This is a genomic window from Nostoc sp. DedQUE07 (assembly GCF_034530975.2).
Lineage (GTDB): Bacteria > Cyanobacteriota > Cyanobacteriia > Cyanobacteriales > Nostocaceae > Nostoc.
The window spans coordinates 30483-50947 of the sequence record NZ_JAVRCC020000003.1; the positions used below are offsets into that span (position 1 = coordinate 30483).

General features: G+C 36.9%; 16 protein-coding genes and 2 CRISPR repeat arrays. Of the genes, 5 read left to right on the forward strand and 11 right to left on the reverse strand.

Going from position 1 to position 20465, the window contains the following annotated elements:
• Positions 1-119 precede the first annotated feature (119 nt).
• The 4 genes from RMZ95_RS02755 to RMZ95_RS02770 all read left to right on the forward strand — a co-directional run bounded on the left by RMZ95_RS02755 (position 120) and on the right by RMZ95_RS02770 (position 5954).
• A complete protein-coding gene (locus RMZ95_RS02755) occupies positions 120-929 on the forward strand; it encodes a TnsA endonuclease C-terminal domain-containing protein (protein WP_322685742.1) in 810 nt (269 codons plus the stop codon).
• 63 nt (positions 930-992) lie between these two features.
• The gene (locus RMZ95_RS02760) at positions 993-3260 is read left to right on the forward strand and encodes a DNA-binding protein (RefSeq protein ID WP_322685741.1); all 2268 of its coding nucleotides are present in this window, start codon (positions 993-995) and stop codon (positions 3258-3260) included.
• On the forward strand, positions 3244-4989 hold the full coding sequence (locus RMZ95_RS02765) for an ATP-binding protein (RefSeq protein ID WP_322685740.1): 1746 nt from the start codon (positions 3244-3246) through the stop codon (positions 4987-4989). The genes RMZ95_RS02760 and RMZ95_RS02765 overlap by 17 nt, the downstream gene beginning before the upstream one ends.
• A 5-nt stretch (positions 4990-4994) precedes the next feature.
• A complete protein-coding gene (locus RMZ95_RS02770; protein WP_322685739.1) occupies positions 4995-5954 on the forward strand; it encodes a TnsD family Tn7-like transposition protein in 960 nt (319 codons plus the stop codon).
• Positions 5955-6525: 571 nt separating this feature from the next.
• Here RMZ95_RS02770 and cas5 read toward each other — a convergent pair.
• From cas5 to RMZ95_RS02805, 7 genes are all read right to left on the reverse strand, one after another.
• A complete protein-coding gene (cas5, locus tag RMZ95_RS02775; protein WP_322685738.1) occupies positions 6526-7158 on the reverse strand; it encodes a type I-MYXAN CRISPR-associated protein Cas5/Cmx5/DevS in 633 nt (210 codons plus the stop codon).
• A gap of 4 nt (positions 7159-7162) precedes the next feature.
• Entirely contained in the window at positions 7163-8134 is a 972-nt protein-coding gene (locus RMZ95_RS02780) for a DevR family CRISPR-associated autoregulator (protein WP_322685737.1), read from the reverse strand.
• Between the two features lie 22 nt (positions 8135-8156).
• Positions 8157-9689 carry a type I-MYXAN CRISPR-associated Cas8a1/Cmx1 gene (gene cas8a1, locus RMZ95_RS02785; protein WP_322685736.1) on the reverse strand — a complete coding sequence of 511 codons (1533 nt, stop codon included), beginning with the start codon at positions 9687-9689 and terminating at the stop codon, positions 8157-8159.
• 63 nt (positions 9690-9752) lie between these two features.
• Entirely contained in the window at positions 9753-10445 is a 693-nt protein-coding gene (cas6, locus tag RMZ95_RS02790) for a type I-MYXAN CRISPR-associated protein Cas6/Cmx6 (protein WP_322685735.1), read from the reverse strand.
• An 899-nt stretch (positions 10446-11344) separates the two neighbouring features.
• Positions 11345-12568 (reverse strand): hypothetical protein, encoded by a 1224-nt coding sequence (locus tag RMZ95_RS02795; protein WP_322685734.1) that lies wholly within the window; start codon positions 12566-12568, stop codon positions 11345-11347.
• Between the two features lie 182 nt (positions 12569-12750).
• Positions 12751-13035 (reverse strand): helix-turn-helix domain-containing protein, encoded by a 285-nt coding sequence (locus tag RMZ95_RS02800; protein ID WP_322685733.1) that lies wholly within the window; start codon positions 13033-13035, stop codon positions 12751-12753.
• Positions 13028-13339: a hypothetical protein gene (locus tag RMZ95_RS02805; RefSeq protein ID WP_322685732.1), complete on the reverse strand. Its 312-nt coding sequence runs from the start codon at positions 13337-13339 to the stop codon at positions 13028-13030. Before RMZ95_RS02805 ends, RMZ95_RS02800 begins: the two co-directional genes overlap by 8 nt.
• A gap of 96 nt (positions 13340-13435) precedes the next feature.
• On the opposite strand from RMZ95_RS02805, the gene RMZ95_RS02810 reads away from it, so the two are divergent.
• The gene (locus RMZ95_RS02810) at positions 13436-13699 is read left to right on the forward strand and encodes a helix-turn-helix transcriptional regulator (RefSeq protein ID WP_322685731.1); all 264 of its coding nucleotides are present in this window, start codon (positions 13436-13438) and stop codon (positions 13697-13699) included.
• Positions 13700-14085: 386 nt separating this feature from the next.
• Here RMZ95_RS02810 and cas2 read toward each other — a convergent pair whose 3' ends face one another.
• The 4 genes from cas2 to RMZ95_RS02830 form a co-directional block, all read right to left on the reverse strand.
• Positions 14086-14364 (reverse strand): CRISPR-associated endonuclease Cas2, encoded by a 279-nt coding sequence (gene cas2 / locus RMZ95_RS02815; RefSeq protein WP_322685730.1) that lies wholly within the window; start codon positions 14362-14364, stop codon positions 14086-14088.
• Complete coding sequence (gene cas1, locus RMZ95_RS02820; RefSeq protein WP_322685729.1) at positions 14365-15357, reverse strand: CRISPR-associated endonuclease Cas1; 993 nt, start codon at positions 15355-15357, stop codon at positions 14365-14367.
• 46 nt (positions 15358-15403) lie between these two features.
• Entirely contained in the window at positions 15404-15667 is a 264-nt protein-coding gene (gene csx18, locus RMZ95_RS02825) for a CRISPR-associated protein Csx18 (protein ID WP_322685728.1), read from the reverse strand.
• Positions 15668-15963: 296 nt separating this feature from the next.
• Positions 15964-17340: a CRISPR direct-repeat array (repeat unit 36 nt; unit sequence GTCGCTTCTCCAACGAGAAGTGGAATTAATGGAAAC).
• 65 nt (positions 17341-17405) lie between these two features.
• Positions 17406-19478 (reverse strand): WYL domain-containing protein, encoded by a 2073-nt coding sequence (locus RMZ95_RS02830; RefSeq protein ID WP_322685727.1) that lies wholly within the window; start codon positions 19476-19478, stop codon positions 17406-17408.
• A 148-nt stretch (positions 19479-19626) separates the two neighbouring features.
• Positions 19627-20451: a CRISPR direct-repeat array (repeat unit 36 nt; unit sequence GTTTCCATTAATTCCGATTTAACCCAATCGGTAGGG).
• Positions 20452-20465: the final 14 nt, after the last annotated feature.

Consider the following 20465-nt stretch of genomic DNA (forward strand, 5'->3'; position numbering starts at 1 on the left):
GATTCAGACGCTCTCTACTCGTGCGGTGACAAAATTAAAAAGTTAAACAATAAGCCTAAAAGCTTTACGATATAAGGAAAAGTATTAGAAATTGCTTTTTTTTAGATGGGCTTTATTTTATGAGTAAAGGATGGACTTTAAGCACGATTGATCGCAGATTGAACAATCAACGTGGGCTGGGTGTTGGCAAACAGTATAAACCTTGGCTAACAGTAAGAGATCAATCCTCTAGTGGCCGGTCTGCTAGAGAACCTGGTTGGAAAACTGGTAGAGTGCATCATTTCCACTCAGACCTCGAAAGATATGCATTTTATATGTATGAGTTCTGGGATCAAGTATTAGATATCAGAGAACAATTTCCTATGTTCGATGTAGAACTGGCTATGACAATAGCAAAGGAACAGGGAATGCAAAACTTCAGAGATCCAAAAACTAAAGTTCCTTATATTTACACAACTGATTTCATGCTTACGATGAACCTTCATGGGCAAGAAGTCAATGTTGCTCGTGCAGTTAAGTCTCACCAACAGTTAAATAAACGATCTGTTCGCAATAGGTTGTTATTGGAACAACGCTATTGGGCTGCTAAAGGAATTGAATGGCAATTGGTTACAGAGCAAGTAATATCAAAAGTGTTTGCTAAAAATGTAGAGTGGGTTCACAATGCATACTGGCTAGAACCAACCAGGGATTTGAATATTTCAGAGCTACTAGAACTAGCAAAAGTTTTAAAATTAATGCTGAGAGATAATGATAGTACTGTAACCAAAATAACAACTAGGCTAGACAAAGAAAATGATATAGAACTTGGAACATCGCTTTACTTGTTTAAGTATTTAGTTGCTAAAAAAGAAGTAATTATGGATATGTTTGAAACTCAAATTTTTAAATCTCCTTCAACTCAATTAATTAAAAAAATTATTTTTTAAAATATAATATATTAATTGCAATTATTAAAACAATTAATACAGCAATACATAGGAGGTAATTAAATGGAAGAAAACCTATATGTTAACGATTTAATTGAATGGGAATCAGATTCAGGGAATAAAGTATTAGAAAGAATTCTTTGGATTGATGAAGATTATACTATTGCTTTTTTAATAGATGTTAATACAAATAAAGGATTACCAAAACTAAAGAAAGTTTCCGAAATTGTAGAAGAAATTTCTAATAGATTAGCTTTTAAACAAAGAGTAGATCCCTGGGCACGGGTAATTCGTGAGGAAGATTTACGGGATACTGAAAAAGTAATTAGAGATAAAGCATGGAATATTATTTCGGAGCTTGTTCTAGAGGAACCATTAATTTATGAGAGAAAAGCTCGTGGGTCATTAGTTCAGGATGCCATCGGTAAATATAACGCAAGAGAAGAGAACAATAAATTAATTCCTAAAACCATTTATGGATACTTAAGAAAATTCTGGCAAAGAGGTAAAACTAAAAATTCTCTAATTCCTGATTATATTAATTGTGGTGGGAGAGGTAAAACTAAAGCATATAGTGAAGCTAAAAGAGGAAAACCTAGAACTTATAAACACATTAATGAAATTGGTGAAGGCATAAATATTACGGAAGAAGATAGAAGATGCATCTTGATAGGAATAGATAGCTACTATAAAAACAAAAAAAATATATCTCTCAATCAAGCATATAAACTAACATTAAAAGATTTTTATACTTATCAAGATTATATTGAGAACGGAAAATTGAAATTCAATTTAATACCGAGAAGTCAACAGCCTACATATACACAGTTTAAATATTGGTATAATATTGAATTTGAAAAGGATGTTAAAACAAGTATTATATCTAGAAAAGGCTCTAAGACTTATGCTTTAAAACATAGGCCAATTTTAGGAACGTCAAAAAGCGAAACCCCTGGCCCAGGTTCCAGGTATCAGATTGACGCTACTGTAGTAGATTTTTATTTACGTTCTGTTTATAACATCAATTGGATAATAGGGAGGCCTGTTATCTATGTAGTTATTGATGTTTTTAGCCAGATGATAGTAGGTGTATATGTTGGTTTGGAAGGCCCATCTTGGATAGGAGCAATGATGGCTCTAGCTAATGTAGTAACTGATAAAGTTAAATTCTGCAAAGAATATGGTATTGAAATTTCTGAGGAGCAATGGCCTTGTAAGGAGCTTGGAGATTGTATTTTAGGCGACCGAGGTGAACTAATAGGAATGCCACCAGAGGATACATTAAGCCCTAATTTATATATTCGCATTGAAAATGCAGCATCTAAGCGAGGGGATTGGAAGGGGCTAGTAGAAAGTCGCTTTCATATTTTACATCATGAAACTAAACCATTTATACCGGGTTTTGTTGATCAAGAACTAAAGCAAATGACAGGAATAGATTACCGTCTTAGAAGCAGACTAAATATTGATAGTTTTACTGGAATTGTTATTAATCTGATTATTTCACATAACAATCGTCGTCATAATAGATATCAAAGAGATACAGATATGATCGCTGATGATGTACTTCCTATACCGACAGAACTATGGAAATGGGGAATTGCAAATCGTTCTGGCAGGTTGAAATCTTATGATGAAGATGTGGTTAAACTCAATCTGTTACCCATTATCAAGGCAACTATCACTTCCCAAGGTATCAAACTAAATGGGAAATTGAATAATTTGTTCAAACTTAAAGGTAATTATTTGTACTACACTTGTGAAAAAGCAGAAAAAGAACAATGGTTTACGAAAGCAAGAAGTGGTTTACTTACTCAAGAAGAAAAATCTATAACTGTTTCTTACGATATCAGAAAACCTAATTTTATTTATTTACCTTCTCGAGATGGTAGAAGCTTTGAAAAGTGTTCGCTTATAGATCCAGAAGAAATATACAGTAATAAAAGCTTTTATGACATTGATTATAAGCTTACTAAAGAAGATTTAGAAAAACAGGAAACACAAGGAGAAGAATTACAAAAAGAAATTGATGTTACTGTAGATATCGAAAATATTGTTAATACTGCTGAAGATAATTTCAAACTAGACCAAGATAGTACTATTACTAAAACACAGCAGATAGCTAAAATTGGGCAGAAGAGAAAAAATGAACAAAATCAAAGAAGAGAACATGAAGGGTTTGAGCTACAAAGAACAGAAAGCGAATCTACTTCCGATTCCAAAGATGAAGTACAAAGTGAAGATACAAATTCTAACACGTTATTAGTACCAGATTATAGTAATATTCTTGAGCAAAATCGGGAGGGGCGTAAACGTGGACGAAGCAGTTAATTTTAAAATATATCATGAATGGGATTGGAAAGCCCTGCCTAATGGTGGATTAGTAGCTATAGCACGATATAGGGAACATAAACATACAGAATATAATCTAAATCCCTTAATACAAACCCTTCCTGAAATTATTTCTAATCAAGAATTTCTTAACAAAGTAACTTTGGAACCTGATTTATCTGATGAAGAGATAATATGGGAAGCACATGATAGGTTTCATTGTGTTGAAAGATTATCTGATTTTTATTTTGAGCCATTAGGTAAAACTGTATCATTATATCGTTTAGTCTCTACATTAATTATGCGGGGCTATTTACACCGTAATCCTTTGGTTTCAGAATATGCAAAGCGTTCAAGAGAAATTAATGAAGCTGTGCAAGACGGTGATGGAAGAAACATATTAAAATATATCAGTCTTCGCATATCGGCTTCAGCTTTAACATTAATCGGCCCTTCAGGGATTGGTAAGTCAACAGATATTAAGCGTATACTTTCTCTTTATCCACAGGTAATCGTTCACCCAAACTATAGTATTTATCAGGTTGTTTGGGTCAAAGTTGACTGTTCTCCCATTGGCTCTTTGAAGGGATTATGTAGCGATATATTTTTTGCTTTAAGCAGAATCTTAAAAGATGAAAAATACCAAAAATATGCTGTCCCAAGAAACTCTGTAGATTATATGCTGGCTGAACTTGCCCAAGTAGCTAACACTATTAATTTAGGAGTATTAGTTATTGATGAAATGCAAAATCTTGCAAATACAAAAACAAATGAAAACGATATATTAAATTACTTAGTTGATTTGAGCAACACTATAGGAGTACCTATAATTCGCATTGGGACACCAGAAGCCAAGCCGATTCTAATGGGGAATTTTAGAAATGCACGAAGAGGAGGAGAATGTATTGAGTGGCATAGACTAACTAGAGTAACTAATAAACAAGATGATTCCTGGAAGAAAACGGATTTTTATTACCTTATAACAGGATTGTGGCTTTATCAATGGACAAAGACATCTGTTAAATTTGAAAAAGAATTTTATGATACTTTTTATAATTGTAGTCAGGGGATTATTGATATTACCATTAAGCTTTACAAAATGGTTCAGTGGAAAGCAATAGCGATTGGTGGTGAAGAAGAGATTACCGTAGAATTGATCAATAACGTTGCCGCAGAAGGCTTGATTTTAGTCCAGCCTATGCTGGATGCTATTCGTTCAGGAAAGCAAGAAGATATTGAAAAGTATAGAGACATTGCACTACTTGATGAATATGTCACAAATTATAGAGAAAAGTGTATATCTGAACTAATAGGGAGACAACAACAAGAAATTCGTGACTCGGTACGGAGGCAGCAGGGCAGAGAAAGCATTTTACCAAAGGTAAGTGCGATAACAGCGGAACTACTGAGAACTGAAAAGTTAGGGTTAGATTTTCATAAAGCTATAGAATATGCGGAAAAAGTTGTAAACTCCAGCAAGGAAGATGACGATATTTTGACATTAATCAAAAATGCTCAAATTCTTGCTTTGGATGGTGATTCAGTAAAGACAAGTAAATCCCAAGAAAGCATACAGAGGAAGTCTAGTTCAAAACCAGCAACTAATAAAAAACGGCAAGCAGCAAAAAAAACAAATAAAAAGCAAAATTTAAGTGAAAATTCTCAATCGGATGAAGGATTGGAGACACTTAATAAATTTATCTCAGATGATATAACTAAAATTCAGTAATAATTATGCTGAATGGTTTTCCTCTAATTTATCCTGACGAACTTTTATATAGTGTGATTGCTAGATATCATATTAGAAACGCTTACAAAAGCTTTCAGCAATCAGATATGGAATTATTTGGATATGCATCGCATCAAATGTACAGAGTCATTTTACCCTGCAATCTAAATCATTTAGTCAGAGAAATACGTTTGCATTTATTCTACGAGCTAAATATAAATGATTTAATTTATCATCATACCTTATACCCATTTTATGCAAGTTTTTTACCTCCACAGGAAGCATTGCTACTCAAAAATTATATGGAGCAAAAAGCTAATGTTTCCCTTTCTGAAATATTAAAATATCCTCGAAATAATAAAGAAGAAGCAAAAACATTTTTAAAATTTTGTCTTTACTGTATAGAAGAAGATACACAAAAGTATGGAGAACCTTATTGGCATAGATTTCACCAAATCCCTGGTGTAATTGCTTGTCCCATTCATCGAATACCTTTAAATAATAGTTTAGTCCCAATAGAAACTAAAGAAATACATTATCATACTCCAAGTGAGAAGAACTGCCCACTTAACACCAGCACAACAATTTACAATGATGAAACTCTACAAAAGCTATTAGTATTTGCTAATGATATTGAATGGCTGATTAATAATAATTTCACTTTTCAAGGTTTATCCTGGCTTCGTAGCCAGTATAAGACCTATTTAACTAATAAAAACTTTATAACCGTATTCTCTAAAGATAAATTTATATTTCATGAGCAAGAATTTTATAACGCAGTGTTGGCATATTACGGACAAGATTTTTTAGAAGCCATTAATCCAAAAAGAATAAAAAACCCAGACAAATATTTGAGTAATTGTCTACTTGCCTGTGACCTTAATCCAATAATAGACCGTGTGATGCATATCTTATTGATCAAATTTTTGGCTAATTCTATTGAAGATTTTTTTAAAGCACAATAATTGTTAGCTCTTTGTTGAAAAACTAACAATTATTATGCTAAAACGCCTAAAGACATCTTATATTGAAAAGCTAAATCAGCAGGAGTGAAATTAATCACAATATTTCGTTTTTAAACGCCTAAAGGCAATCTAATATTGAGGCATCATTCAAGTATCGAGCCTTTATTTTGATTCTTTGAGTGTGATCAACGCCTAAAGGCAATCTAATATTGAAGCAGGGTAATCCCTAAACTTATTGATTCATAGCTACCTCCAGGTAAGATTACAAGCACCTGCCGCAAAACATCTCGAAATTGACACAGTGAAATGGTTTAACCCTTTATCTCAAGCTAAAAAAGCTTATCCTGTTAGTGTTTCAAGAGATTGCAAGCTCCTTAAATCAGCTTGAAACTGCTGAATACTCCATTTAGCAAGGAACACAGATGCTTTATCCTCTTGTCCTGACTCTACAAACAGGCATACTTGCAAAAAATGTTTGACATACTCTCTTGTTAATTGAAACAATACACCTCTGAAAAATTTTTCCGTATTGGGCAAGGTAACATGAGATGTAATTGGAGATGAATATTATCTAAGCTGTCTGGATTACAGTCCACGATAATTCAGGTGGTTGCCTCCCCAAGGATTTTTGCAGCATATAACGCTGCCATCGTGTTCCCTGTGACCCAACGTGGTCAACCCAATAAGGTAGAGTTAGCAAACCCTCTTCATTTTGAACTAACCACTCAAACGACTCGCCTTCATATTTTTCAGAAAAGAAGCTAACAGAATTAACTAGATCGCGGCTCTCTCCCAAGCACAGTCCACCAAAACGATTGATAGAAGCAGGGTTAGTCAATGCAAAATGTAGACGTTCTGGCAAAGTTGGTTTTGATTTATCTGTACCTGCAATAATCCAAACAACAAATTCGATATTCGTCAATAATTCCTGATAATCAGGTTTAATGTTGCTAGGATCGTGTATATCCAGTTTTTTGAATCGGTGAAACTTCCGAATTACTGTAGATTTTTTAGGTTCAGAGAGGAGTGCAATTGCTAACTGAGTTCCACAGTGCCTATAACGATTCATCTCGCCAATCATAGAAAGCAACATCCCATACACTGTTGATGGTGGTGGCACTGGATAAGTTTCAACATACTCTCTGGCACGAGATTGGCGAAAGCAAGCCACAGGTACTTCAACTTTCAAAGCAATTGTCGTCATGTTCTTAGCTCCTCAAAGCCAACTGCAAATCTTCTGCTATAACCTGTTTTAATGCTTCTACTACGGCTTTCACTCCTGGAAAGACATTTGCTCCTAAATCTTCTAGAGTCTTGGATATAGCTCCTCCTATCCATAATTCTTTTGGATCAATATCTCCAGCTTCGACACGTCGAACTAAATCTGGAACTGTGATATTTCTTAGTTCATCTTCTTCAAAGCAATATAAAAAACGAGGGGAAGAATCATGTGTCCATCGCATTACAATACTTTCAGGTGAGAAATCATATAAAAAACGAGCATGATTTCCCGCCACTTCACCAATCGAAATCAAGCCGTCTAAGACAGCAAGGATGCGAGATTTATCTTTAAGGCTATTGGGTGTCAATGCAAAACCATATTGATAACGAGTAGCATGAATCTCTGTGGCATAAAGAGAATTTCGTCCTTTTAGCCCACTAGCACTATTAAAGGTAATATTTCCACTGTAGGGAATCGTTGATATTGCACGAGTAACTTCTAATACACCTCGTCTAGCAGTTATTTTACCTTTAGGCTTTTGCTTGCCTTTACGTCGAGAAGTTTGCTCATCCTTACCTTTAGAATTTTTTTTATTATCATCTTGAGATACTTCCTCGGCATCGCCTCCAGACTCATCTGACGCTTCCATTTTTGCTGCTTCTGCCTGCATAAATCCCAAAACATCATCATCAATGAAGCGAATATCATCAAAGTTGAGGTCTTGCCAAACATGATCCGCTACTGGTTGAGCATTTTCATCCCAACGTCGATTCACTGCATACCCAACGTTTTGCCAGGAGTACCGTAATGCCCAACGAATAGCCTCAGATGAAACTGTAGTATAAACTTCACCTTTCCAATCTAATTTTTGTAAGGGAGTTACATTACCCTCATTTTCCCCACGATTATTAGCTGCGGTTCCGTAACTAGTCAAAATATTGCTGAACAAATGAAACATTTAAATTCTCCTAAATCGATTATTAATCACACACTTCCGATATATTTAATTCTGCGATTTTGCTTTTTGGATAACTAGCAAGAGCAATAAAAGTTAAATCCTTCGCTATTTTCCAATCCATTATTCCTGAAGTTATGGATAGTATTTCATCTAAATTTGCTTGTAAAATTTGATTATGCCCTGCTTTACCCCAAAACTCTGCAATAAATTTTCGGAAGTTTGCAGCATTTGTGCAACGTCCTAATTGAGATAGAATGCGTGCATTTTCTCTTTCAATTTGAACATATTCATCTTGCTTAGTTCGAGCATAAATTTTCGCATATCTTATTTTTAATGTTTCATGAACACATTTGATGAAGAGTTTTTGAGTTTCTACATCCCATTGGGAATTAGATATCATTTTGTAGATTCCTTGATTATCATCATTACTGAGTTCCAATAAATGATTATCTTGAAGCTTTGTAGATAAATTAAACCACCAAGGCAGGCTGTTTGCTAAATTGTCTGCAATTATTCCTCTAAGCATATTTGCAATAATAGGTGTTTCATTTTTAGATTTAAAATTTTGGTAGTTTGGAAAAAATATACAACTAAGTTTATAAACTGAATTAACTGTTTCACTTGCCTGCAAAAATGCTGTTTCTGTACGAGTTTTTTGCTGCTTTGACCAAGCAGCCTTTCCAAATAATATTACCTGGCATCGTTCTACTGGATCAAATGCAGTCTGTTGTACATTTGCTTCATAAGTCAAGAATCTTAATCCTGCATCTCCCAAACTAGATGCATAAAAGTAGTTATAATCTAAGTCAGTTAAATTCCAACAATATTGAGCATAAGCTTCTAAGTCAGCTACTTGGGGTATTACTAAGATAAAATGGGGCTTTTCCCGTTCCAAGTGAGATCCCAAAACGAAATACTGACAAGCAACAGGAGCAAATAACAGTGCTAAAGCCAGTTCCGGTTTTTCATAAAACTTAGTTTTTTCACGAAAAACCTCATGACGAATTACTGCTCCCGGATAAAGCCAACCTACTATACCTATTGGCTCTTTTAAAAGCTGACCTTGTTTGTTGCATAGGTGTTTTGCGAAAACTTGGTGTGCATATTCATCTACCTTTTTATAATGGACAACAGCTTCCATTTCATCAACTGTTAGCACTGTAGATACGTTCCCAGCGGATTTAAAAAACTTGTTATGCTGAAGAAATGTTCCTGTTATTCCTAGATGCTTAATTATTTTGGTTAGAATATTCCCTGGTTGAGAATTTACCCCAGGCAGGTCAATTAAACCCTCATCACTAATTTTAAATGATTGTTTAAGTAACCAGTCTAAAACTATGAAATCTTCTTCTCCATCCCAGTCGAGACTTATAGAATGAGGAGTCCGCGACCAAGTTAAATTACTAGGACGCTTTGTAGATTCAGGATATAGTTTTTCTAGTTGTCCTAGTGTCATCCATAATCCTGCTAATCCAGCATTGTGTAATATAGTCATGCTTGGATCGCTCAGATTTAATTGTATTCTTGATTTAAGTGAACTTTTCGTTATAGCCATACTATGATGCTTTCGTAAAACATTTTTTTGAGATAAAATTAAATTTTTTCTAATTTTTAATACTTATTTGAGTGGGACGAAAAACCCACATCCCATTGTATGCTTTCCACCAATACTATATGCTTGTAATATTAATGAATCTTCCTCACTAAGATGCTTTACTTCTAATCCAAATCCCACTAAAGTAGATTCTTTAACTTTAATAGTTCTACGTTTTGGAGTTCCATCAAGATTAGTTTGAATATTAACGGTTCCTTTAATCCCTAGTTGTTCTATTTGGCGCTGTGCTACTTTTAAAAAGCTCTTGGGTTCTTGGCAACCTTTGATAAATACAATGCGTGAGCGTAATTTTTCTGTAGGCTGAAGTAGCTCAATTTGAGGAATGCCTAATCTAATAGTATTTTCACCAATTCTGAGTGATTTTCCTGCTAGCGAATAAAATAATGGTATTTTATCCACAGGTAGGCGAATCCGTAATCTCGAATTTTGATTGAGATAAAGTTTACCAAACTGATCGGGATTACCTGTAATACGACAAATTCTTACTATTTTTGAATCATGGAGTTTAGGTTGAAACTTAGAAATTCCAGAATACAAGTGATAGCAATGATCTATTGCTATAATCTGACCAATTGTTCTAAAACTTAAATCTGCATATATAAGCTGAAGCTGGCAGGTTAAAAGTTCTTTTATATTGGTGCAGGCTAAAGTTTCTGTACAAGGTTTATCAACAGTTAGACCGTAACCTATTGTCATATATTTTCCTTTTTTAAATTTTTAAAAGCATTTTTTCCTCCAGACTAAGCTGGCATATTTCAATTTATCTGATAACAGATATATTAAATGCATATTACATTTTTAATTTCTTAGCCAATGTTCAATTTCTTTCTTCTATCCCTGGCGGCTCTAGGCTTATCCAGCTCATATATACAGTACGACAAACAGGATTTATTGCTACTGTGACCCAAGGACGTACAATCTGACCATTATTATTATCAACTAGACAAATATCCATACAAGATATGTCTACTATGTAAGAGGTTGGTTGAAAATATTCAGGCATCAAGATATTCCTGTGTTCTTTAGATTAATAACAAATTAGAACAGCTATACTTTATTTAAATGAGAATTTTTACTGAACTTTATTAAATAAGTTAGCAATAATAAATACACCTTAAGTATAGCGTTTTAGTGATAAAACAATATAGCCCATTATTAATATTTTTTCAAATAGTTTGCTTTACACAGTAGCTTACGTAAGCTATTAGCTTATACATCTATAAGTATTTTCGTATAAGCCTTTTAAGGCTTAAGCTGTTATATTTTCTTATATTTTTTTATTTTTACTCATAACAATATAAAGTTATCAACCATCTGAACGAAATTTTATAAAATGCACATTTTTCAATATTGAAACGACTTACTGCAATCAAATAATTTTTTTATCAAGTTTTTATCAAGTATTAAAAACAAAAGTTTGACAAAAAGCAATAATTATGCATTTTGCAAAGTAATAAATGATTTAAATTTACACTACTGACATCAGATACTTATTCAATAAGCATTTAAGCAATCTCAATTTGATAGTACTATCAGAAAAGTTGCATTATTTTCCTGTCTTAAGTATTAAGATTGTTACAGTCTATTAAATTAGCCTAAGTTAACTTTATACTCAGTGTTTGTTCAACTGATTTTAATGCTGATTGTATATCTGCGTTCAAAGCATCTGCCTCAGTTTGAATAGTACTTACACTCTTACTGACTTCTGCTAGGGATTTTTTGATAGTCCTGATACGTCTCAAAGCTGTGCGGATCTGCTGAATTTGTTGTTCAACAGCAGTTACATCCAGTTCTGATTCAAAGCTACGTAATTTATTTAACCTTTGCTGGATCACCAAAAAGCGGATAGCAATGATTAAAAATGGATGGGTTGTGGCGATCCAATAACCTGACTCAGAAACTCCTTCTGCCCAATCACCGATTTCCTGGGCTAATCCCTCGCGGGAATAACTTAAGAAAATTGCCGAGTTTGCAGAACGCCGCACCATTGCTGACTGTAAATGTTGAGTGATTGCTTGGCGACCAAAAGGCTTTGAGGGTCGTTTCCTAGCTTCAATCACTATTGACAGTTCAATTACAGCTAACGATTTACTGGTGAACTTTAGGAGAATATCGCCAGTATCCCCATCACGACCAATATGCTCCACCTCTACACCACTCAACTTTGCCCAATTTCGTAGTTCGACAACAACTAATTCTTCAAAGTTGATGCCTTTTGCAGTTGTCTGCTCAAGTACTTGTTGTGTCACCTGTTGATCTCGAATTTCTCTGGTCAGCTTTTCCACTTGTTCGGTTAATGGTTTGACAGACTCAGAAACCACATTTTTAACTGCCGCAGCTAGAGTACCATTTTCCTTTGTGGCATTTATTAATGCTGCTTTAAATGCGCCTTGAATAGAATCAGAGCGTTTGGCATCTAAGAGTTGACGTAATGAATTCAAAAAGCGGCCGACAACAGAAGTTTCTCTGGCGGGATCAATTTCGAGTGTGAGCAAAGTGCTGACGCTATTGAGTTTTTCAGTGAGAATGGCTGATGTCAGATTAATTTGATTTTGGAGGGGAGCTAATAATTGACCATTCTCTGTCCCTACTTGATTAATTAATTCCTGCTGGAAAGACTCTGCAATTACCTTGACTGCCTGCTGAAACTCCACCAACAAGGATTCCATCTGCTGCTTAATTAATTCGTTGCCATGACGAGTTTGAGCAGTTTGCAAGCAAAGAAATCCTAACTCAAAAGCATCCCGGCAAATATCCTCGTATTCTGACTGGGGAAATTGTTGTAAGTAGCTGATTGCATTTTTGAGAGGGATTGCCATGCGATGAATCAAGACATGGCTTTGGGTCAACTCAATACTGGAGGGCAAGTAATAGGAATCATTGGTGGAACGGTTCATGGAGCAGGGCTAGGCTGGTGACGATAAATTGCACCCTACTACCTATTTTTTATGTCAGTCAAGGAGATGAAGAAAAGTTTTGTCAATTTGCAAAAACTGAAAGATTAATTCGGGTGTTGAGGATTATGCCACTGTTCCAAGAGAGGATTAATTACTTCGGCGTTGGTGAAAAGAAAATCAGCCACAGCCATAATTCTCTGGTAAGGTAATCCAGCTTCTCGACGGCTGGCTTGTCCACCCAACCAGTGATAAGCCGTAGATTTAGAGATGGCACAGATTTTTGCTAATTCTTCGTAACCCAATCCCCAACGATAGCTAAAATCTTGAGGGGACATGAACATTTGGTTATGCAGTTCTAGTAACTGCTGATGTTGTTGAGCTTCAGACATGATTGCCCTGAAGCCCTTCCAAGGATGAATTATCTAAAGGTTCGATATCATCCTCGAAAGCGAAGTCGCAGATGCAAATTTCACGAGAGGGACTGCGCTCATCTAAAAGAACCAAGTAATGTAAGCCAGTGGCAATACAACTAGCTTGTTGGGTGTATAAGACTCCAATGATGCGACCAAAATCGCCGTTGGGTACTTGAAACCATCGTACCCATTCACCGAGATGAAATTTCTGCTGGGGTAATTCGCTGGGAATAAGCTCTGGTAAAGCAACTGGCGGTATTTGAAGGGGTATTTCAGGCATAAAATTTTTTGTACCAATCTCTAATGTTATTTATACACTACAAAGAGTTATTTATAATATGTAGACTTATACTCTGCACTTTTTGAACATTGTGCAGTGAGCGAAAAAAATGAACTAAGTATTAAACAGCGCTTTGGCAAAGCGGTCAGACGACGTAGGCGTGAACTGGATCTTTCTCAAGAGCAACTAGCAGAACGGGCTGAACTTCATCGTACTTACATATCCAACCTGGAAAGAGGTGAGTTGAATCCTTCGTTAGAAACTATGGAAAAGCTAGCAAACGCCCTAGACATATCCATTCCGGCAATGTTCATTAATTACGGCATTCAGGTTGAGAATGAACCAGGGAAGGATTGTTGAGCAGTTGCATACTGCATTTCATGATTCATCATAAAACTCAGACCCTTATACATTTGAGTAGGCTATCCAATAAAGTGCCAATTCATCAGGAACAAACGGTCATTGCTTCTTGGTGCGCTAAGGCTTGCATTCAGCTACGATGATGTTGAAATTTCAAGACCTTTAGTCCCGATCGGCGTTCGTATGCACCTGTATATCCTCTTTTTTCTGGTGGCTTTGGGCTTTTAATGTACAAACGGCAGTATTCCAGTGGTTCCATTGACAGTTTATTTTGATTACGTCAATTAATGATTTTGTCGCCTGTAGTACCGTAAATAATACCCACTGAATATGGTAATCATGGAGACGAACTTTCCTTCTCTTCAGAGTGAGCGAAGAGGAGTAAATCAGATAATAGTTGAACCTGGGAGTTCTGTAACTGGTGGTTCTCCCCAAGTTTCAATTTGGTTAAACGTGTGTCGGCTGAGGGGATAAAACCGCACGCTGTCTTCTGAAACTTTCACTTGTTTATGGAGTCTTTTTCGCAGTTCATTATATTTATTTTGGTCAAGAACACATTCAAATACTGAATATTGCACTCGTTGACCATATCCTTCTAATAAATCAGACACTTTTTTGCGTCTTTTATCGCAAGGTATGTCATATACTATTACATAAAATAGCATTCAACGAATTTCATAAGGCTTATAGAGTTTGCTAGGCTGATAAACGAATTCTTTAAAAGATTTAATTTGCTGTGTCATTAAATCCCAACGAGGTTGTTTTTCTCCCTGAGAATTTTGTACTTCTTCTGACAAGCGTTGTAAAAAATATTTAATATATTTTGGGCGACCAGAGTTATTCAGATAGCAACCTCCATCATGATATTCAAAATCGTTTTGAGTATCCATGACTTTGCTATTGATTAACCAAAGTACCAGAGAATCAATAATTGGGGCGCGAAATTCTTCAATTAAATCGGAAGCAAGAGCAGCATGGCGTTCTGTGCCTTGATGTAGACAAGCGTAGTAAGGGTCTAGTCCTTGGAGTTCAATTATTGTCAACAGGTGATTCCATAGGATTTGGTAGCCAAAACTCAGCATCGCGTTCACCGGATTTCCTGGAGGACGGCGGCTACGCGCTAAAAATACAAAATCAGGATGATTCAAACATTCACCGAAGGCTGAAAAATACTGTGCTGCACCAGCCCCTTCTAATCCCATCAATCGCTCTATCGTTTCAGCTTCTCCTGATTTTTGTCCCAAAACTTCTAAACTTTTGATGGCAATTTCAGCCGTTCCGGAAGGGTTACGCCGTTGTTGTCTCTGTAAAAATGTGCGGCTATTTTTCAGTTTGGCTTGGACAATTTTTCTAGCTGCTAACAAGCGTTCGATTGCTGTTAATTGTTGCTGATAACGAGATAATTGACGATATCCTCGTTCAATTGGCATGAGCCGACCATAGCAGTATCCCATGCGGGATAAATAAGCGATGGGGATATCTCGCCATAGACAAGTACGAATCGCCTGAGTAGTGATTTGAGATTTACCAAATATTAGTATTTGTTCCAGTAATGGTAATTGTACTTCGCCATGAATAGTTTCTCCTTGTTTAATGATTAGGGTTTCTGCTTTGAGACTGATATAACAACCTTGTCGGGAGACGTACAGTGTCCGCATAAAATTTTAAGATAATATCAAAGGAAAACGGTTAAAATATTGCTAGTTATTTTTTACTTTCTTTGGTCATTTGTGACTGTTGGGTAATGATTTCAGCTTGCAAGGTTTTAATTTGGGATGGTTGCAAAAAATTCACTACAGCATCACCTACTGTAGCGTTGACAAAGCTGGCGACGGCGATCAAGATTGTATTGATGATTACTGCTGTTAGCCCCAAAGGTGCTATTAACAGGATAATTAGAGTGATAGCACCGTTGAGTAAGGCTATCCCAAGATTACGGATTAATGCAGCGCGGGAAGAGATATACATAAATATGATGTTTGATAGTTGTTTCTGTTTTCTCTACACCTCAAAAGTAAGTGCTGGTTTGAGATCGTGCTAGTGGTTTCATGCGAATGACAAATTTACTAAGTTTTTTACTTTCTCTGCGGCGGGGTCGGCAAAACTGGGAAATGCTTATGTTCTCATTGACCCTGCCGATGTCCCTCTGTACAAGGATTTCAGAGTTTTTATATTCCCTTGTAAAGGTAAAAATTTCTTTATTCACCGACCCCGTCGCAAAGGGCATCTGGACATCAGACACCATAAGGGTTTAAATAAGAGGGGTCGCTTCTCCAACGAGAAGTGGAATTAATGGAAACTCATCACTTATTTGTTTTATTAAGCAGGCTTCATAACCTTTACAAGTCGCTTCTCCAACGAGAAGTGGAATTAATGGAAACAACGTATCCGTCTCGCCCTCCAATATAACAATAGTCGTCGCTTCTCCAACGAGAAGTGGAATTAATGGAAACAGGTACGTTACTAACTTGGAATAGGTAGATTTAATAAAAGTCGCTTCTCCAACGAGAAGTGGAATTAATGGAAACGAATTAACTGCCAATCATCACGTAATCCTTTTACAGGTCGCTTCTCCAACGAGAAGTGGAATTAATGGAAACTTCTCTATTTGTAGGTTCCAGGTATAGGTCTTCTGTAGAGTCGCTTCTCCAACGAGAAGTGGAATTAATGGAAACTTCTAGAAACCAAAGGAGCTACAAAAGAAGAATACAAAGGTCGCTTCTCCAACGAGAAGTGGAATTAATGGAAACGGTATTGAGGTCAGTTTCTCGTAGCCTCGGTTATCGTGTCGCTTCTCCAACGAGAAGTGGAATTAATGGAAACACCAAATGATAATCCCCTAGCATTTGATTACGCCAGTCGCTTCTCCAACGAGAAGTGGAATTAATGGAAACACCACCCACCTCCCCCTCGGAAGCGGGTGGTGGGGAGGGGGGTCGCTTCTCCAACGAGAAGTGGAATTAATGGAAACCAAAAGTACGGACTTTTTCAGGTGCAACTCTTACGGTCGCTTCTCCAACGAGAAGTGGAATTAATGGAAACGTAGTGGTACTCCTTCAATGGTGATCATTGATATAAGAGAGGTAAGTCGCTTCTCCAACGAGAAGTGGAATTAATGGAAACTTTAAAAGACCCATGTGGATATCTCCGGTATTTAGGTAAGGTCGCTTCTCCAACGAGAAGTGGAATTAATGGAAACTAACCAGCCAAATAATCCTTTATTCTCCCTGGAGGTAGTCGCTTCTCCAACGAGAAGTGCAATTAATGGAAACAGCAGTGTACGCTCCATATAGGGCAGCATTTAAAGTAAGTCGCTTCTCCAACGAGAAGTGGAATTAATGGAAACTACTAAAGTTTCTGCGGCCTTCTGAGGTTTATTTACTAGTCGCTTCTCCAACGAGAAGTGGAATTAATGGAAACTCAAACTCTAGATACTTGCTCCTAGCGGGTGACTCTAGAGTCGCTTCTCCAACGAGAAGTGGAATTAATGGAAACGCGCCTCTAGTTCTACGAGATAATCTGGGTTTTGAGTCGCTTCTCCAACGAGAAGTGCAATTAATGGAAACAACATGGAAAGGACTGCCATGACCATCCGCCCCACGCTCGTCGCTTCTCCAACGAGAAATGGAATTTTTCTAAACAAAAAGGTCGAGATGTAATATCCTGACCTTTAAAAGTATTTTGGAATATATATTTTTATTTATTACTACTCATAAACTTTAAGAATCGCCTCACCAATTCCCTTAACCTTAGCTACCAATTCCTCTGGCTGCACTACCTTAACATTACCGCCAAAACCGACAATCCACCGCAGAAACTCCACATCATCCAAGTACCATGTAGGCAGTACCACCCGGAAGCGATTGGGAAACTGTTTACTTGTGGTTTTTTTCAGACAGAAAATTGACTTAGGTAACATTAATCTTCCGCCCTCAACAGGTGGAGACATATTCATTTGTCTTGCAGGGAATCTCTTAGTGCCTTCAGCGATAAATCGGAACATAGCGTCGTTAAACCACAGTTCCACTGTCACACAAGCCTGAGAACGTTCTTGTTTATCGTGGCTGAGAAACTGACGTTGGTCACTCACACTATACCCCAAAAAAATACCTGCACTAGCAGCAGAAAGCTTCTGTAATTTCTGTAATGATTTTTCCTGTTTCTCTTTAGAACGGAATCTTCCTTGAAATTGACCTATGAACAATCTATCCAAACGCTCAAACCGGAACAGTCCTGCATACTTTCCACTTTCACACTCAAAACCTAAATACCACGCTTGGTTACAAAAAACGATTTGCAAAGGAAATGCTAAAAAAAAACTTTCTTCATCAAGAACAAACTTACCGCCGCCAGAAAAGCGATTTAATTCCAGTAATTGCCCTTTAGCTATTGCCTCTTCCAATTGCTCTAAATTCCTAGACAGAGCATCGGTTGGTAAAAACTTTGGGTCAATCATACTACGATTAGCAATCGCCCTGACAGGATACACATGATTTAGCCCTAACTTACTTTTTAGCATCCGCGTGGCAAATATTTCATAAATCTCCAGTGCTACAGGATCATCAAGGCTTTTAGCCTGAGACTGGAGAACATCAAACACTTTAGTTAATTCATGTGTTGATAAAATCGCTGTCCCTGCAAAATACCCATCTCTCAAGGGAAATTCTGGCAATATTTTATAAGGCTTGAGAACCTTTTCTATGTCCTTGCGGACAATATCTAAACCATCGCCATCGATAATCCCATTTTCTCTGAGTGCAGACACGAGCGTTTGTAGACTTCCCTTTCCTGTATCTTGCAAAAATGGGTGGTGGAGAATCAAGCGAATGATTTGTATCAACCTCCGAAAGCTGTCGCAGTCAGAATAAGCATGAGTTACAAAAGTCGATAGAGTAATTGAGCGATCGGGTGATACGGTAATGCCAGAAGAAGGGGCAATACTATTGGCTCCAATGAGGGAATTTTGTTGTAGCCAGTGTAAATCAGATTCGATGGCATTTTTATTAGCATAAATAGTACCGCATAATTTATCCATGAAAGCGGTAACTTCCTCTAAAGAACTTGCAAACAGAGGAACATTACCCAAAATGCTTTCCAGCAAACTGTGGTTAGTGGTTTGCAGATTTCCAATTCCTGGATAGCGAATAATTAGAGAAATTAAATGCATTAAGCGCTCAAAATCCAGCAGCTTACTATAACCGTGTAAAGTAATGTGGCGATTACGATTAGCGCGGTTAGTAAGGGTACGAGGAAGCTGTTGGATTTGGGTTGGAATTTGTTGAATGTCGAACTTGGAAGAGGTGACATCGATTTCTTTGACAGATGCAAATCCCTCTACTGCTACTGGAGGAAAGTCTTGGAGAGATTTGTGCATATTCTCAATGATCGTGTCTGGAACTTGTCGGGTGCGCTGTTGATTCCAAGCTTTGCAAGTTGCCAAAGGAGTTTGCAAATACCACCCCATCCACAAAACCTCTTCCCCATGCTCTGCAAGGCAAGCAACAGATGAATTTAGCTTTTTTAACAAATCCATCCGCCATACACGCTTGGCATTGGTAGCGTCATAGATTATAGAATCACCTTGAGCTATTGCATCAGCAATCTCAAAAATTACTTTTTCTTCTATCTGACTCCACTCACCCTGGATACTTGCATCGCCATAGAGGTTTTGGCGAATTGTATCAGTGGAGATAATACGATAATTCCCTAGTTTTGCTAACTCGACCGCGAATGTGGTTTTCCCACTACCGGGGATGCCGATGAGGAAGTGACAGATCATCAAGAGTTCAAGGATAAAAGTTTGTCTACTTTAACTTTTAACTGTTATTTGTTTGTTGTCTAGGCTTTTCAAGCGAATGACGACGGTATTAATTAAGGGTTTAATTAATATCTGCTTCTCAAATAGAAAAGCGAAGTAATCGGATTGTTTTTCTATTAATTCCGATTTAACCCAACCGTAGGGGCCATATTATCGCAGAACCTCTCAAAGCCTTCTTTAAGTTTCCATTAATTCCGATTTAACCCAATCGGTAGGGGTCTCTTGCGTTTTTACACCAAATTCAGGTATGTCGTTTCCATTAATTCCGATTTAACCCAATCGGTAGGGTCTCTTAAAGGTCAAGGACTACAAGCGGAACATACCGTTTCCATTAATTCCGATTTAACCCAATCGGTAGGGTTAATAGTGAAGTTGATAGATGCCTATCTACTATAAGTTTCCATTAATTCCGATTTAACCCAATCGGTAGGGAAAAAATGGAGAATCATGGACAAGAGAATTCTATTAGCGTTTCCATTAATTCCGATTTAACCCAATCGGTAGGGGATGTCTGGTATTGCTTTTGCCGAAACAACAGTAGGTTTCCATTAATTCCGATTTAACCCAATCGGTAGGGTTTAACAGGGGGCACAAAAACCCCTGAAGAAAGTTTCCATTAATTCCGATTTAACCCAATCGGTAGGGCAAAAAGTCTGTTAGGCCTATTCAGCCTAAAACTGTTTCCATTAATTCCGATTTAACCCAATCGGTAGGGCATTTTGTATAAACTAATTCTCGATCCCGATCAAGATGTTTCCATTAATTCCGATTTAACCCAATCGGTAGGGAAAAATCTGGATAACAATTCCAAATCCAAAGTATAAACCGTTTCCATTAATTCCGATTTAACCCAATCGGTAGGGGTTTTCCAAAAAGTAATAATTGAAGCAAAGGCAAAGTTTCCATTAATTCCGATTTAACCCAATCGGTAGGGAGTTCGTCTAGGAG

Excerpts from the sequence above, each read along its gene's own strand:
- cas1 (WP_322685729.1), bottom strand. The coding sequence starts at position 15,357 with ATGCGGACACTGTACGTCTCCCGACAAGGTTGTTATATCAGTCTCAAA.
- RMZ95_RS02805 (WP_322685732.1), bottom strand. The coding sequence starts at position 13,339 with ATGCCTGAAATACCCCTTCAAATACCGCCAGTTGCTTTACCAGAGCTT.
- RMZ95_RS02760 (WP_322685741.1), top strand. The coding sequence starts at position 993 with ATGGAAGAAAACCTATATGTTAACGATTTAATTGAATGGGAATCAGAT.
- csx18 (WP_322685728.1), bottom strand. The coding sequence starts at position 15,667 with ATGTATATCTCTTCCCGCGCTGCATTAATCCGTAATCTTGGGATAGCC.
- RMZ95_RS02755 (WP_322685742.1), top strand. The coding sequence starts at position 120 with ATGAGTAAAGGATGGACTTTAAGCACGATTGATCGCAGATTGAACAAT.
- cas6 (WP_322685735.1), bottom strand. The coding sequence starts at position 10,445 with ATGACAATAGGTTACGGTCTAACTGTTGATAAACCTTGTACAGAAACT.
- RMZ95_RS02795 (WP_322685734.1), bottom strand. The coding sequence starts at position 12,568 with ATGGCAATCCCTCTCAAAAATGCAATCAGCTACTTACAACAATTTCCC.
- RMZ95_RS02800 (WP_322685733.1), bottom strand. The coding sequence starts at position 13,035 with ATGTCTGAAGCTCAACAACATCAGCAGTTACTAGAACTGCATAACCAA.
- RMZ95_RS02830 (WP_322685727.1), bottom strand. The coding sequence starts at position 19,478 with ATGATCTGTCACTTCCTCATCGGCATCCCCGGTAGTGGGAAAACCACA.
- cas8a1 (WP_322685736.1), bottom strand. The coding sequence starts at position 9,689 with ATGGCTATAACGAAAAGTTCACTTAAATCAAGAATACAATTAAATCTG.
- cas5 (WP_322685738.1), bottom strand. The coding sequence starts at position 7,158 with ATGACGACAATTGCTTTGAAAGTTGAAGTACCTGTGGCTTGCTTTCGC.
- RMZ95_RS02770 (WP_322685739.1), top strand. The coding sequence starts at position 4,995 with ATGCTGAATGGTTTTCCTCTAATTTATCCTGACGAACTTTTATATAGT.
- RMZ95_RS02780 (WP_322685737.1), bottom strand. The coding sequence starts at position 8,134 with ATGTTTCATTTGTTCAGCAATATTTTGACTAGTTACGGAACCGCAGCT.
- cas2 (WP_322685730.1), bottom strand. The coding sequence starts at position 14,364 with ATGCTATTTTATGTAATAGTATATGACATACCTTGCGATAAAAGACGC.